Annotated in this window: 11 protein-coding genes and 1 riboswitch; of the genes, 4 read left to right on the top strand and 7 right to left on the bottom strand. The window is 47.8% G+C overall.

What is annotated here, in order from left to right:
* Window positions 1-58 precede the first annotated feature (58 nt).
* Window positions 59-283 carry a hypothetical protein gene (locus ACR8BL_RS13415; protein WP_434748137.1) on the top strand — a complete coding sequence of 75 codons (225 nt, stop codon included), beginning with the start codon at window positions 59-61 and terminating at the stop codon, window positions 281-283.
* A 204-nt stretch (window positions 284-487) separates the two neighbouring features.
* Complete coding sequence (locus ACR8BL_RS13410) at window positions 488-2875, top strand: S-layer homology domain-containing protein (protein WP_434748136.1); 2388 nt, start codon at window positions 488-490, stop codon at window positions 2873-2875.
* Window positions 2876-3146: 271 nt separating this feature from the next.
* Here the strand turns inward: ACR8BL_RS13410 and ACR8BL_RS13405 are convergent, their stop codons facing one another.
* Together ACR8BL_RS13405 and ACR8BL_RS13400 are read right to left on the bottom strand one after the other, a co-directional pair.
* A complete protein-coding gene (locus ACR8BL_RS13405) occupies window positions 3147-4439 on the bottom strand; it encodes a Fe-Mn family superoxide dismutase (RefSeq protein WP_434748135.1) in 1293 nt (430 codons plus the stop codon).
* 200 nt (window positions 4440-4639) lie between these two features.
* Complete coding sequence (locus tag ACR8BL_RS13400) at window positions 4640-5659, bottom strand: alpha/beta hydrolase (protein ID WP_434748134.1); 1020 nt, start codon at window positions 5657-5659, stop codon at window positions 4640-4642.
* 424 nt (window positions 5660-6083) lie between these two features.
* On the opposite strand from ACR8BL_RS13400, the gene ACR8BL_RS13395 reads away from it, so the two are divergent.
* The gene (locus tag ACR8BL_RS13395) at window positions 6084-6827 is read left to right on the top strand and encodes an IclR family transcriptional regulator (RefSeq protein ID WP_434748133.1); all 744 of its coding nucleotides are present in this window, start codon (window positions 6084-6086) and stop codon (window positions 6825-6827) included.
* Window positions 6828-6989: 162 nt separating this feature from the next.
* A riboswitch (TPP riboswitch) is annotated at window positions 6990-7103 on the top strand.
* 389 nt (window positions 7104-7492) lie between these two features.
* On the top strand, window positions 7493-9316 hold the full coding sequence (thiC, locus tag ACR8BL_RS13390) for a phosphomethylpyrimidine synthase ThiC (protein ID WP_434748132.1): 1824 nt from the start codon (window positions 7493-7495) through the stop codon (window positions 9314-9316).
* Window positions 9317-9394: 78 nt separating this feature from the next.
* On the opposite strand, the gene ACR8BL_RS13385 is transcribed toward thiC, so the two are convergent.
* The 5 genes from ACR8BL_RS13385 to ACR8BL_RS13365 all read right to left on the bottom strand — a co-directional run bounded on the left by ACR8BL_RS13385 (window position 9395) and on the right by ACR8BL_RS13365 (window position 13303).
* Window positions 9395-9838 carry a hypothetical protein gene (locus tag ACR8BL_RS13385; protein WP_434748131.1) on the bottom strand — a complete coding sequence of 148 codons (444 nt, stop codon included), beginning with the start codon at window positions 9836-9838 and terminating at the stop codon, window positions 9395-9397.
* A gap of 97 nt (window positions 9839-9935) precedes the next feature.
* Window positions 9936-10610 carry a hypothetical protein gene (locus ACR8BL_RS13380; RefSeq protein ID WP_434748130.1) on the bottom strand — a complete coding sequence of 225 codons (675 nt, stop codon included), beginning with the start codon at window positions 10608-10610 and terminating at the stop codon, window positions 9936-9938.
* A gap of 138 nt (window positions 10611-10748) precedes the next feature.
* Complete coding sequence (locus ACR8BL_RS13375; protein ID WP_434748129.1) at window positions 10749-10916, bottom strand: hypothetical protein; 168 nt, start codon at window positions 10914-10916, stop codon at window positions 10749-10751.
* 497 nt (window positions 10917-11413) lie between these two features.
* A complete protein-coding gene (locus ACR8BL_RS13370; protein ID WP_434748128.1) occupies window positions 11414-12271 on the bottom strand; it encodes a zinc ribbon domain-containing protein in 858 nt (285 codons plus the stop codon).
* A gap of 81 nt (window positions 12272-12352) precedes the next feature.
* Window positions 12353-13303 carry a helix-turn-helix transcriptional regulator gene (locus ACR8BL_RS13365; protein WP_434748127.1) on the bottom strand — a complete coding sequence of 317 codons (951 nt, stop codon included), beginning with the start codon at window positions 13301-13303 and terminating at the stop codon, window positions 12353-12355.
* Between the last annotated feature and the right edge of the window lie 326 nt (window positions 13304-13629).

Genomic DNA, 13629 nt, shown 5'->3' with positions numbered 1-13629 from the left:
AGGCTTGGAATTAGGTATCAGAGATGATATGATGTGATTTCGGAAGGAGAGGATTAGAGTGGAAACATTGCGATATACATACCTGTATGAAGTCGTTTCGACAGGTGAAAAATCGGAATTTAGCCAAATGGCAACCAGTAAAGAAGAGGCTGCGACCCTGATTGTAGCACGTATTGCCGATCTGGAGTTCACAGAGGAGTCCGATATCAAACTGGGCGATCTGATCGCTATTAGCAAACAGGTTGGCGACAACTATGTGGCGTGCGAGGGCTGCGCTTCATAACATAGCTATGTTATGTATGAAGTGTAATATGAAGTGAATGATGAAGCGAATCTCTAAGGAGAGATTCGCTTTTTTTGTATTTTTTTTCCTCTTAGTAGCAGATAACATCGATAAATCGTGAATTATGTCGTATGTTGTTCAGAATCGGTTCAGAATATTTTGATATACTCCTCCAAAAGCCTACAAGGAAGGGAAGGTTAAAAGATGAGAAGAACATTGCAAAACAAGTTTTCATGGATGTCTCGTCCAATGAAATTCTTTTTGATTTTCGTGTTAACACTTGGTATGGCGAATAATGTTTATTTCGCAGGAAAAGCACATGCAAGTACTGGAATAGACTTTGTTCGTGGTGCTCCTAATTACCCTATAGATGTAAAAGTTACTTCCTCAACGTTTAAGTCAAGTGTAAAACTGACGGAGAGTGCACGTTTATATTATGAGATCCGTATGGTAGACTGGCTTAGTCCAAGACCTGAACTGGATACGATCAAGGCCAATGCAACGCTTGCAGGAACGTACATTGATTTACAGGCAGGGGAAGAGCAGGATCTGTTTTTTAATCATTTAACTCCTTCTACAGATTATGCTATATATTTTACAGCAGATGATCCAAGCAACAATTTAGTCAATTTGGCTGATCTGGGGTATCAGGTGTTCCAGACAATTCAAGGCTCACCAGTTACTCCTACCCATGTGGAGGCTGTTGCTGGTGATGCTCAAGCGAAGGTTAGCTGGAGTTCAGACTCTTCAGTTACTGATGCTGTTTATATGTTTCAGGGTACAAAGGAACCAGTAGATCCTGATAGTTGGATTGATATTACGAGTATGTTAAACAGTGAAAAGGTCATCAGTAATTTGACGAATGGATTGCCCTATATTTTTGCAGTCAAATCTACGTTTAACCATGATCAAACGCAGTCCGATTATGTCGTTTCTAATGTAATCAAACCTGGTTTGCCAGATGCACCTGCGGCTCTTACTCCGCAGGTTATTAATGGACAAGTTCAGTTAAACTGGAATAGTGTACCCGAGGTAGACGGGTATGTCGTATATATGTATCAGGGCAGTACTCCGCCACAAGATCCTGATAGTTGGATTAAAGTAGCAGGGCCGATGAATGCATTGCAGTATACCGTTTCCAATCTAACGAGTGGTCTGCCTTATGTCTTTGCTGTTCGATCTTCGAGCAGTGCGGGGATGTCAGAGTTTAAAGTGTCCACCTTGGTAACACCGCAATCTCAAGGCAATAGTGGGGGCGAAGTGACCCCGTCTCCATCCACATCTTCATCACCTGTCTCTTCGGCTCCCCAGAAGGAGATTATTAAAGTAGACGTGGCGAGTGGTGAGCAGGCTTCCACCATTGACTCTCTGGAGATCAGCCGGACTCGTGGATCAGATGGTACAGTAAAAGATGAGCTTGGACTGAGTCAAAGTAAAGCGCAGTCGGTTATCGATCAGCTCAAAAAAACGGGATCACGTACCGCTGTTGTGCTGATTCCGGATGCAAAAGATGAAGTCTCCCAGTGGGATGTAAAACTGGCGCGGGAATCAGCAAAATTGTTCACTGAGCAAGGCATCGATTTGGTTATTTCCAATCCAAACGTAAAAGTAACTATTCCAGCCGCATCGATGAAAGACAGAACGGACGATGTGTATTTCCGCCTCGTGCCGGTGAAGAAACAGGATACACGTCAGGCTATCGAACAAAGATTGCTGGCTAACGAGACGATTACTCAATTCGCAGGCACGAAAGATATTCAGGTTCTGGGACGTCCGATGACAATTGAAACGAATCTGCAAAGCCGTCCCGTAACGCTTGTACTGCCAGTGGACAGCAAACAGCTTACAGGTGTAAACCCCGCCGATCTTGGCGTGTATATCGAACACAGCAACGGAACGAAAGAGCTGGTACATGGTAAAGTGGTAACACTAAACAAAAATAACAACCAACAAGGCATTGAGATTAAAGTGGAACAATTCAGTACGTTCTCCGTGGTACGGGTCAAAGACTGGGCTGATGATACGGCAAAAGCAAAACCTTATATTCGCGGATATGTAGATGGTCGCTTCCAACCGGAGTGGTTCGTAACACGTGCCGAGATGGCGGCACTCATCACGCGCGTAACAGGCACTGTGGAGGATGAGAGCGAAGCATCATTTACGGATGTTAAATCTGGCCACTGGGCTCATGACAGTATCTCCGCTGCTGCCAAAGCGGGTTACTTCACAGGTTATACAGACGGCAGTTTCAAACCGGGACAAGGGATGACACGAGCAGAGATGGCGGGCGTATTACAGCATTTGCTGAATGGTGAACAGGCAGTGGCATCTGAAGCGACAACTGCATTCACGGATGTGAAGCAACACTGGGCGCAGAAAGCGATCGCCCGGTTGAATGCAGCAGGAGTTCTTACGGGATATACGGACGGTACCTTCCGTCCTGATAAACTGGTATCGCGCGCTGAAGCCGTGACCATGATCAACAAATTGATTGGTCTACAGCCTGCAGCAACAGCGCTAAAATCATGGTCGGATGTGCCTGATACCCATTGGGCTTACCAAGCAATTCAAGCCGCATCCATGAAGGAATAACGACGAGCATATTGTGTTGGTGAGAATAAGTAAAGTTAGTTGGACAAATTATCGGCCCTCATGGCGATAAGCTATACATGTTTCAAAGAGATATCTTTCAGTCTATGACTGGAGATATCTCTTTTTTTATATTCGTTGGCCTGTTTTGTTAACTGGTTCGTCAAATAACTCGTTAGGTCACTTGTCAGAACCATTATATGCTTGAGGCTAATATTTAATATGGGTGAGTGATATGCATAGTGAGTGCAACACCCACTGAAGCTACACTACTCTAATAAGGCGGCCATAACAGCTTGCGCGCGGTTTCGTACCGTTCTGCGACAGCAGGCCAGTAGACGACATTCCACCAGTCTTCAATGTACTTTTTGCGTTCGTTCTGATGTTTGAGATAGTAGGCATGCTCCCATACGTCCAGCGGCAGGAGTGGAACGATATCCGATTGGGACAAGTTCTGATGTTTTTCGGCCTGCAAAATTTCCAATCGGTGCGCTCTTGGACTCCAGACCAGCATCGCCCAACCGCTACCCTCCACCTTGTTAGCCGCCTCGGTAAATTGATTTTTGAACGCTTCATAGCTGCCGAAATCACGTTTGATCTGCTCTGCAAGCATGCCAGTTGGCTTGCCACCGCCCGCTGGGTTCATAATTGTCCAGAAGATGGTATGCAGATAATGCCCTGCCCCGTTAAAGGCAAGTTCACGCTCCCAGTGTTTGATGAGTTCGAAATTATTCTTTTTTCGGGATTCGGCTAGTTTTTTCTCCGCCACGTTCAATCCGTCCACATAGGACTGGTGGTGCTTGTCATGATGGATGCGCATCGTCAGTTCGTCAATATGCGGTTCCAGTGCATTATACGTGTAGGGAAGGGGAGGCAGCGTGTGCCCGCCAATCGGAACCGGCTTTTCTCTGACCGGGGCAGAAGCAGGCAAAGTTTCAGAAGGAGCCGTCCCATCCGTTGAAGGCTGAAGTGACAGAGATTGTACCTGTGCGGAAGAAGCAGAGGCTGCATTGGTTTTTCCGGCAGATGAGGCAGATGCCTCCGTTGCTTCAAGGCGACTGTCCTGAGCGATTTTGGAGCTATTACTGTGCAGTGCATTTTCCAGTAGTGTCGATGATGGTGGTTCTGCTTCTCGCAAAATGCCAGGCTGACTCAACGTTTCCAATACCCCAAGGAAATACTCCGATTCACAGATGAGGTGCAAAATGATGGTTTGGGCAAACGGAACCGCACGCACCGCTGCACTTTGCTCCAACTTGATATAAAGCTGTTGAATAAACTCCCTGGACTGCTGCTGTGCTGTGGAGACAAGTTGATCGATACATCGCATCATATAGGGGGCAGGCGGCTGGGTTGCGGGCAACAACTGCTTTAACAGTTGATTCGCCACTCGCTCACTGTTCGCAAAAGCCGCTTCCCATTCCTCCAGCAGCTTAACGTAAGCAGGCTCCAGTTCAGGAACCAGTGCACGAATAAGGAGTGTATGTTCTTTCTCTTGCTCTTTCCAGAAACGGATTTCTTCCAGCATCCGCAGAGGCAGCAGATAGCCGTATCCATCGCAGTTCATATCCGTTATACCCCCAATCTTTCAGTTTATTTTTCCTCAGTCTTCGTTCAATTATCTTTGCTCTGTCTCAACAGTGTATTCTTGCGTCGTATTGTCCTATGTGTATAAAAAAAGAGCCCCGGAGGGCTCTAAATACATCTAATCTTAGATATCATTTTGATGAATGGAACGTATTCCTGAATGACTACGTTACTGCTGAGTTACTGCTGGTTTTGTTGCACACCCTCGTTGCTTGTCTTCGTCACATGACTAAGGAAGAGCGAGACACGGCGTAAATATTCTTTTGGATGCTCCCTGAAGATCAGTTCATGATGTGCGCCCTGCACAATCCATTCTTCTGAAAAGGGATTGGTCTGATTGGCGGCGAGCTGCTCAGCAATCGGGTAAGGCGCTTTCTCATCCTCTGTGCCATGAATGAAGAAGATGGGGAATGGATAGTCTTTTTTCTTCACTTCCTGATACGGAATTTGCTGCAGGCCGGTACCATTCAAGACCGGGAAGAGTAATTTCATGATCTCCAGCGTAGGCTGACGCGGCAGATTGATCTGATTATGAATGTTGTGATACAGCGTATCTGGCTCCAGCAGGAACGTGCTATCCAGAATCATGGCATCCACTTCGTTGGTCAGCAGTCCAGTCTGTAGAGCTGTGCCAGCTCCCATTGAGAATCCCCACACAACAAGCTCCTGCGCACCTCGCTGCTTCGCATACTGAATGGCTCCCAGCAGTTGCTGTGACTCCGCTTTACCGCCAGTAGCTACTGCCCGGTTTACTTGAGAGGCAAAGCCGTAATCAAACATCACTACATTAAACCCGAGTTGGTGCGCGTAATGAGCGAGGTCATACATGGGCACCCAGGTTTCCTCGCGATTGGCTCCATAGCCGTGACTGAAAATAATGGTTTTCCCTGTATCGGTATTAGCTGGAATATACCAGCCTTGCATCGTCCGACTGCCATCTGCCGCAGGGAATGTGATGTCTTCGTATTTCATATTTTTGGCCTGCATCGGGTTGGAGAACACTGGAGCGACCGTAGGGTTGGACAGTACCCATGCAATATAACCATGTAAGGCAATAAAACAAAACAATAAGAAAAATACAACGGAGAGCAGCAACGCTACGATAATATGCTTGAACCGAATCAGCCTGGGTGACAATGAAGAGGGCAGATCGGACACTTTGGTATGCAGCGGGGCTTCGCTCTGGGATGTCGGATACATGCACGCCCCTCCTTTGAGTTTCGGTTAAAGATAAATTTGGCCAAGATGTTAATGATGTGAAAAATAGAATGTTATATCCGTTCAAACCATATTCAAGACGATGACATCGTGATTCTAAAGTCACACTTTGTTTTGTTATAAATGAAAGGGGTCCTGTCTTTATCGTATGTCCCCATATAGTCAAAGTCAATCAAATGAAGGCATTTGTTACGCAATTGTTATATAGTTCTTAAGATGTAGAGGTAACTTTTCCATAGTGTGTAAATTACAGGAGGTTACGATGTGCAAAATGCATATCCTTGTTCACTTTGTAGATTGCACATTACCTTCAAAAAGGTTCTTTTTGGTTTACAGATGAGACCGTTTCTCATATAATTTATGTAACCAAGTTTCATGTGATGAAACATGAGGAGGGCATCATGCCATGGAAGACCGCAAGTTAACCGTCCGGGCTGTAGAACGGGCGCTGGATATATTATTATGTTTTACCACACGCAGTGATCTTGGGCTCACCGAGATTGCCAGTCAGATCGGTTTACACAAAAGTACGGTGCATCGATTGATGGCAACACTGGAGGATCGGGGGTTCGTGATACGCGACGCAGCAACCGAGAAGTACCGGCTTGGCATTCGCATCTGGGAACTGTCTGCGCATATGTCACGTAGTGATGATCCTGCGATTTTGCTGTTGCCTGCGATGGAACGACTCCGGGATCGGTTGGGCGAGACGGTAAGTCTCTATCTCCGTGACGGCAGCGAGCGGATTCGGATTCAGGCGGTGCAGAGTGATCAGGCGATTCGCCGGGTTGCGCCAGTAGGTGTCAGACTACCTCTTTCCGTAGGAGCTTCCAGCAAAGTGTTGATGGCCTTTGCATCTGAAGAGGATCGGGAGGAGCTGATGAACGGCTCGGAATGGCCCGTATTTATTGATCCAGCAGTATATTTGGCACAGATGGAGGACATCAGGGTAAGCGGTTATGCAACCAGTTATGAGGAACGTGAGCCGGGAGCTGCTGCTGTGTCCGTACCGATTATGGATCGCAGAGGCAATATTGCGGCAGCGTTGTCTGTGTCGGGGCCTGTCAGCAGGCTCTCGCAAGACACATTACATGAATATGCCCCTGTATTGAAAGAAGCGGCTGCGCAGATGGGACTTATGTTGTCGTAAGGGCAGGTTCCTGCTTGAAGTTTTGCTCAAAAGGAATTGATAATCTGGAATATTAAGGTTGTATTTATGACCAGATTAAGCTACTCTGTAATGGACGGCCCATCGGGGCCGGTTGAATGTCATATTTTTAAGTTGAACAGCGGCTGAATTGCCGTAATACGTTTACGTTACTGGGGGAGTCCGAATTGTCCGGACTGAGACGGAATCGCATGAGATTCCGGACCCTTTGCACCTGATCTGGATCATACCAGCGTAGGGAAGTAATCGGCCATATGACCACAAACACCACAGACGTTAACCTGGGATAGATGCTGTTTGGCAGCAGATGCCCCTTGTTGCGTGCGTGGTGATGGACATTAGTCGGTTCCTTCGGAACCGGCTTTTTTTATTTACAGCGCCTAGCAGATATTCACTTGTTGTGTTTCACTATCGTAGTGACTGCATAACCATTCCTACATACATGCTGGACTTCCAGGTGAAGTGATCTCGCTTCTCTCGCTGACTGTACATAAAAATTTGTCTCCTGGATTTGTTTGGCTGCTGGGGCAGGATCATTCCTGCTATGCTTCTGTGCTCTGGATGTTTCCGGGCAGGTGTGGTCGTTGGAACTGACGCATTGGTGAGACATAGCGCAAGAGAAGATCACAGAGGAGGAAACAGGAGACATGAGTACACATAACCAAACGGGGCAACAGAATGGAATCGAAGAATTGGGGAGCGATGGTCATCCGGTGGAAAAGGAAACCAGAGCGGCTGGAGGGGTTCAACCCTTCCCGGGCAGCCGTAAAGTCTACATTCAGGGCTCACGACCGGACATCGCTGTACCGGAGCGTGAAATTGCCCTTCATGATACCAATACTCCCCAAGGGGTGGAGCATAATGAGCCGCTACGTGTCTACGATACGAGCGGCCCGATGACCGATCCCGAATTCCAGATGGACATTCGGGCCGGTTTACCTACGCTTCGCACGCACTGGATCATGGAGCGCGGTGACGTGGAAGCGTATGAGGGCCGGGCAATCAAGCCGGAGGATAACGGCTTGAAGCCCGGAGGCCGAAGAGCCGGGGCAGAGGAATACCCCGGCCTTCGGGGGCAGCCGCTGCGTGCACAGGCTGGACGCTGTGTCACACAGATGCACTATGCGCGGCAGGGCTTGATTACGCCAGAGATGGAGTACGCCGCTATTCGTGAAGGCGTGGAGCCGGAATTCGTGCGGCAGGAGCTGGCGAGCGGCCGGGCGATTCTTCCCTCCAACATCAATCACCCGGAGAGTGAGCCGATGTTGATTGGTCGTCATTTTCACGTGAAGATCAATGCTAATATTGGCAATTCCGCTGTATCTTCCTCCATCGAAGAGGAAGTGGAGAAGATGACTTGGGCTGTGCGCTGGGGATCGGATACGGTGATGGATCTCTCGACAGGCAAAAACATTCATACGACACGGGAATGGATCATCCGTAACTCCCCGGTGCCGATTGGTACGGTGCCGCTGTATCAGGCATTAGAAAAGGTGAATGGAGAGGCTGAGGCGCTCACCTGGGAGTTATACCGGGATACGCTGATTGAACAGGCGGAGCAGGGCGTGGATTATTTTACGATTCATGCGGGCGTGTTACTGCGTTACATTCCGATGACAGCGAAACGGATGACGGGCATTGTATCTAGGGGCGGGTCGATTATGGCGGCGTGGTGCCTGGCACATCATCAGGAGAACTTTTTGTACACTCATTTTGAAGAAATCTGCGAGATTATGAAAAGGTATGATGTGGCTTTCTCTCTTGGGGATGGACTGCGCCCAGGCAGCATCTACGATGCCAATGACGAGGCACAGATGGCGGAGCTGGCAACGCTCGGAGAATTAACGCAGATTGCGTGGAAGCATGATGTGCAGGTGATGATTGAAGGGCCGGGGCATGTACCGATGCACAAGATCAAAGAAAATGTGGATTTGCAGATGGAAATCTGCCAGGAAGCGCCGTTCTATACCCTCGGGCCGCTGACCACGGACATAGCACCGGGATACGATCATATTACGTCTGCGATTGGGGCGGCGATGATTGGCTGGTTTGGTACGTCCATGCTCTGTTACGTTACGCCGAAGGAGCATCTGGGGCTTCCGAACAAGGACGATGTGCGTGAAGGGGTTATCGCTTATAAAATAGCGGCTCATGCCGCAGATTTAGCCAAAGGTCACCCACGCGCCCAGCGCCGGGATGATGCGCTGTCGAAGGCACGTTTCGAGTTCCGCTGGCGGGATCAGTTTAACCTATCCCTCGACCCGGAACGGGCGCTGTCCTACCACGACGAGACGCTGCCCGCAGAAGGGGCGAAGGAAGCACATTTCTGCTCCATGTGCGGGCCAAAGTTCTGCAGCATGCGCATCACGCAGGATATTCACGCCTTCGCCGCAGATCGTGGTCTGAACGACGATGAAGCGGTCACGGCCGGAATGCAGGCGAAAGCGGAGGAGTATCGGGCACGGTCGTAAGCTTTTACAATTGAAAAAGTGACCCAACAGGACTGTAGTGCCTGAGCTAGGGTCACTTTTTTATGTTTAAGTTGTAGATTACTCGTAATATCCCTTCGCATAGACAGCCGCGGTCGAGAAGCAGAGGTGTTTCATTTCATCCTGTTGATTTTCGGGTGGCATCTCCAGGAACCACGGCTCCTGCATATTCTCTCGGGTCATGGGGACCGGACGCCATAGAATCAAACCGATCTGATCGAACTGGTAACTGCAACCAAGCTCGGGATCTTCGCGGTCATATGGTGCAATGGCATCCAACTGAGGAACAAGAACGTCAGCTTCGGTGCCTAGCAGATCGAGTTCTCCCAGCATACATTTAAACTCATCACTTTCATAAAACTCAATAAAATGTGCTTTGCCTTGGGCATCGTACTCCACATTGGGATCAAAACGGAAAGTCTCCGTCTGTTCAACTTCATTCTGTGTCATGCCCAGCCGGATATCCCCGATAGATTGACCTGGTTCAACCGTGAGATTTTTCATGGTTTCGTTCCCTCCGAAATAAAAGTGTACACACGTCTAGCTGTGGTGATTAGGTCACTGTTGGTTTTACCATGCAACGAGTGTGCTTCCGAGTTACTTATACTTTTTTCGTGATACCGATATCCCGCTCCAGGTTCGCGCCTAATAATGAAAGCGGCGTATAAATGGTCATACCTGCATTGGCAGATGCCTGCTCAGCGGCAGGAGCCATGGAGAGCTGAGCAGCGACAAGACAAGTATCCTTGCATTCAAGAGCAAGCTGCTGCAATGCTTCTTTTAACGCGACGTTATAGCCTTCTTGGTCACCTCGCATAATCATATCGAATAGACCAGGAAGCAACACAGATTCTAACTCAGGCTTGTCCCTTCCTACCAAGTGTTGATCCATATAGTCATGATATCGAGTCATCGTAGGCTCTACTGTGGCGGGATTGGTAAACGCGAGCAAATACCGCTTCGGATGTTTTACCATCATCGCGAGCAGTGAATCGTCAATACCCGTTACCCTAATCGGTAACGGTTGTATTTGTTCCAGCACGGCTGCGAACAAGGTGCATGTCACAAGAATAGCGTCAGCGTGACAGCGGCTCATCCATTGCAGTGTCTGATTTACTTTTTCCCGAACAAGCGCACTATTGAAATCCTCATCATGCTTGAGCCGATCAAGACCGGGGTCTACATAGTGAACCAGTTCGATATTATAAGAAGTCAGTGCTTGTTCAATCAACCTGATATTGGAGTAATGCGCGTGGAAACAGGCAATGGTGCTCATAAGCAATCCCCTTTATGTAGAGTGACTACAAGACGCGTCTGGATCACACCATAAGTGTGAACCATCGGTAAGAAACGTCGCGCCTGAAATGTCATCTTTTACACGTAGTATAGGGAGCAGCCGCAGAGATGTAAAGCGTTATCTTATGTTCATGGATACGTTCTTTTTCGCCATTTTTTGCTGTAAAATTTCATGGAAGGATAGGCCTTGAGTGTTCTCATTTTCCTTTTTGGGCACATTGGTCTCCGTGTTGCGCGGATATTGGTGGTGATACGGGATCATTTGCTGAATAGGCATGCGGATCATCTTGGTTCCTCCTTACATGCATGATGGACATGCATCGTTAGTTTGTATGTATTTTCAACATTCGTTTTGTTGGTGAAAATAAAATGAATTCGCCTTGTACATATATAGGTAAATATGACTTGTTACATGAAAAAGCGGGAATTCAATCGTTATTCCGACCCGGATGTAGTGATTTTACCCGGTATTCAGAAGATGTAAACGGTTTTAGGAAAATTCAGGAACAAAGAACCTGATATGAAAGGCGAGGTATGGGAGCATGGTATCGGTTGTTATGTGAATGGTCCTAATTTTAGGGAAGTCAATGGTGCTTACCTCTAAGACATATGTCCAAGTGACTAGGTATGGTATATGCTAACTAACTTGGTTCTATGGTCGGGGATATGGATCGAAAAATGTCAAAAAAGCTACCAAGACCTCTTGGCAGCTTTAGATTATCTGATTTGATTCTCTCTTTAAATTCCTTTTTGAAGAGGGGGGATCCGTTACTATTGCTTCTATTACCTGCGTTCTTTTACCGCAATATATACATCGACCTGTGTATGTTCCGGGTCTAAACTCCGCTCATCGTAATACTCAAAATCTCCAGTAAATGTTCTGTCACTCTGATGGCTCCACGCCCACACCGCTCCCCACACTTCGCTGACTACTTCAACCATCGGTCCGGTTCTCGAAGTAAACACTGCATAGGTAGCAGGCGGTAACTGAACCTCGTCGAAACCTTCAGGTAGTCGTTCTCCCTCGCCGACTTCATGCCCGATCAAAATGGTATATTCACCGGCAATGCCATCCGCGTAATCCGTGTAACAGCCGTAGCGTGCAGCTTCAGTAGCCGGAATATGTTCGGAGGCAAAATAACGACCCCATAACGCACCGATGCTGCCTTGGCCGCCCATCTCAATCGCGTTGGTTGTACGTGCGGACAGTCCGGCTAGGCGTTTGCCCGGAAGGGTGACATAGCGAGCAGGCTCGCTGGAAAACGGATCATTTTTCGCTGGATTAGACGCATCTGACAGAGATGATTGCTCGTCTGCTCTTATTTTTCCTGCCAAAGTGTTATCTAACACAGTAGTCCCGTCCTTAGCACTTTGCAGATTATCTGCATTACGCCAGCGTTTCAGAAAGGGCAATTGGTTGCGCAGCATCGAGCGAGCCGATTCCTCATCCATGCCTTCTTCCTTGAGAATGGTGGTGCACATCTCGGTCATACCTTCAAGCGAGATGCCTGGCTGCTCAAACTTGCCATCCTTGTAACAATAAATGCAGTACTCACGGGTTGTGCTGCCATCCATTTCTGTACCAAATTGATCTGCACTTGTGAGCGGCATACCACAGCTTTGACATAAGGTAACGTTCATTATTCATTCCTCCTCGGTTATATGTGCAACTTTAACCTGAACATAGTTGAAGTATACGGGGAGGAACTGGACAGCTGTCTGTCAGGTTTGAGCTGAGGTTTTATAATTTTGCACAATCTGCTCTGCCATACGGCACACATTATCCCGAATATGCAGAGGTTCCAGCACCTCCACGTCCGCGCCGAAGCCGAGAATAAAGCCATATAGCCAGTTATCTTCCGGGAAAGCGATCTGGCTGATATAATACCCGTTCCCGTCAGGCAATACATTTTCAATGCCAAACCATTCTTCCGCGAGATGACGGGCACGAGCATGGAATCTCAGGGTAATCCCAAGCTGGTTGTCTGGCTGGCTCCATTCCTGTTGCCACGGCCGATCCTGAAGGTTGATGGATTTTCGTTCAAAGTGCTCTGCAGCAAGAGAGACTTCTTTCATCCGAACCAGCTTGAACATACGGAATTCATTTCGTTCATGGCAAAAGGCATACAGATACCACGCGTGCCTCTTCAGCACAAGCGTGTGTGGTTCAACCGTACGATAGGTCTGTATACCTTCGGCGCTGCAATAGGCGAAATAAATGCATTGAAGCTGATCGATCCCCTGATCAATAACTTTTAATTTGTTTTGCAGAGCTTCGGGGTGTGTCCACGTTGAATAATCCACGATGAATCGATGGGTGCTAGCTTGAAAATCTTCGTTTTTGGCTTCCGGCACAATACTGCTGAGCTTCTCTACCAATAACTCACGCGCAGTATTTGTATGCGAGGTGGATATACTGCGCAGCGCGGTGACGATGGAAACGAGATCCTTGTCCGTTAACAGATTGCGATCCAGACGATACCCTTCCGCTAGCCCGATGCCGCCGCTTGCTCCCTGATAGGTCACGACCGGAATTCCGGCTTGCCCCAATGTGTCGATGTCCCGATAGATCGTACGGATCGATACCTCAAACATATCGGCCAGGTCTTTCGCCAGTAATCGCCTGCGGTTGATGAGTAGTACGACGATGGCTAACAAACGCTCCAGTTTCATAGCTATATCTTCCTTTTCTTTATTATTGTTTATATAAATAGGCTCTTTCTTTTACACTTGAACGGAGAGGACAGAAAAAACCTGGAGAAGCGAAGCGCTCACCTGAGAGCTTTCTGAAAGAAAGCTGCTTCGGAAGCATATGCTTATCATCGGATTTTCCCTATAGAGAAGGGAATCAAAAAATCTGGGGATAACAGCGATCGGAAGGTTATCCTGTCATCGGAGTGGACTGTGTAAAACTTTTGTCCAACTTATATAACATTGCTTTCAATTGTTAAACCCGGAGTTATCTGTTAGATTCATAGGTATTATATTGCCCAGCATCC

It is taken from the genome of Paenibacillus amylolyticus (assembly GCF_051136285.1).
Classification (GTDB): domain Bacteria; phylum Bacillota; class Bacilli; order Paenibacillales; family Paenibacillaceae; genus Paenibacillus; species Paenibacillus amylolyticus_F.
This window is presented reverse-complemented; position numbering and strand designations above follow the sequence as displayed.

What these genes read in the sequence shown, in the direction of transcription:
- ACR8BL_RS13365 (WP_434748127.1), bottom strand. Translation starts at nt 13,303, where the DNA reads ATGAAACTGGAGCGTTTGTTAGCCATCGTCGTACTACTCATCAACCGC.
- ACR8BL_RS13380 (WP_434748130.1), bottom strand. Translation starts at nt 10,610, where the DNA reads ATGAGCACCATTGCCTGTTTCCACGCGCATTACTCCAATATCAGGTTG.
- ACR8BL_RS13370 (WP_434748128.1), bottom strand. Translation starts at nt 12,271, where the DNA reads ATGAACGTTACCTTATGTCAAAGCTGTGGTATGCCGCTCACAAGTGCA.
- ACR8BL_RS13400 (WP_434748134.1), bottom strand. Translation starts at nt 5,659, where the DNA reads ATGTATCCGACATCCCAGAGCGAAGCCCCGCTGCATACCAAAGTGTCC.
- ACR8BL_RS13385 (WP_434748131.1), bottom strand. Translation starts at nt 9,838, where the DNA reads ATGAAAAATCTCACGGTTGAACCAGGTCAATCTATCGGGGATATCCGG.
- ACR8BL_RS13410 (WP_434748136.1), top strand. Translation starts at nt 488, where the DNA reads ATGAGAAGAACATTGCAAAACAAGTTTTCATGGATGTCTCGTCCAATG.
- ACR8BL_RS13395 (WP_434748133.1), top strand. Translation starts at nt 6,084, where the DNA reads ATGGAAGACCGCAAGTTAACCGTCCGGGCTGTAGAACGGGCGCTGGAT.
- ACR8BL_RS13405 (WP_434748135.1), bottom strand. Translation starts at nt 4,439, where the DNA reads ATGAACTGCGATGGATACGGCTATCTGCTGCCTCTGCGGATGCTGGAA.
- thiC (WP_434748132.1), top strand. Translation starts at nt 7,493, where the DNA reads ATGAGTACACATAACCAAACGGGGCAACAGAATGGAATCGAAGAATTG.
- ACR8BL_RS13375 (WP_434748129.1), bottom strand. Translation starts at nt 10,916, where the DNA reads ATGATCCGCATGCCTATTCAGCAAATGATCCCGTATCACCACCAATAT.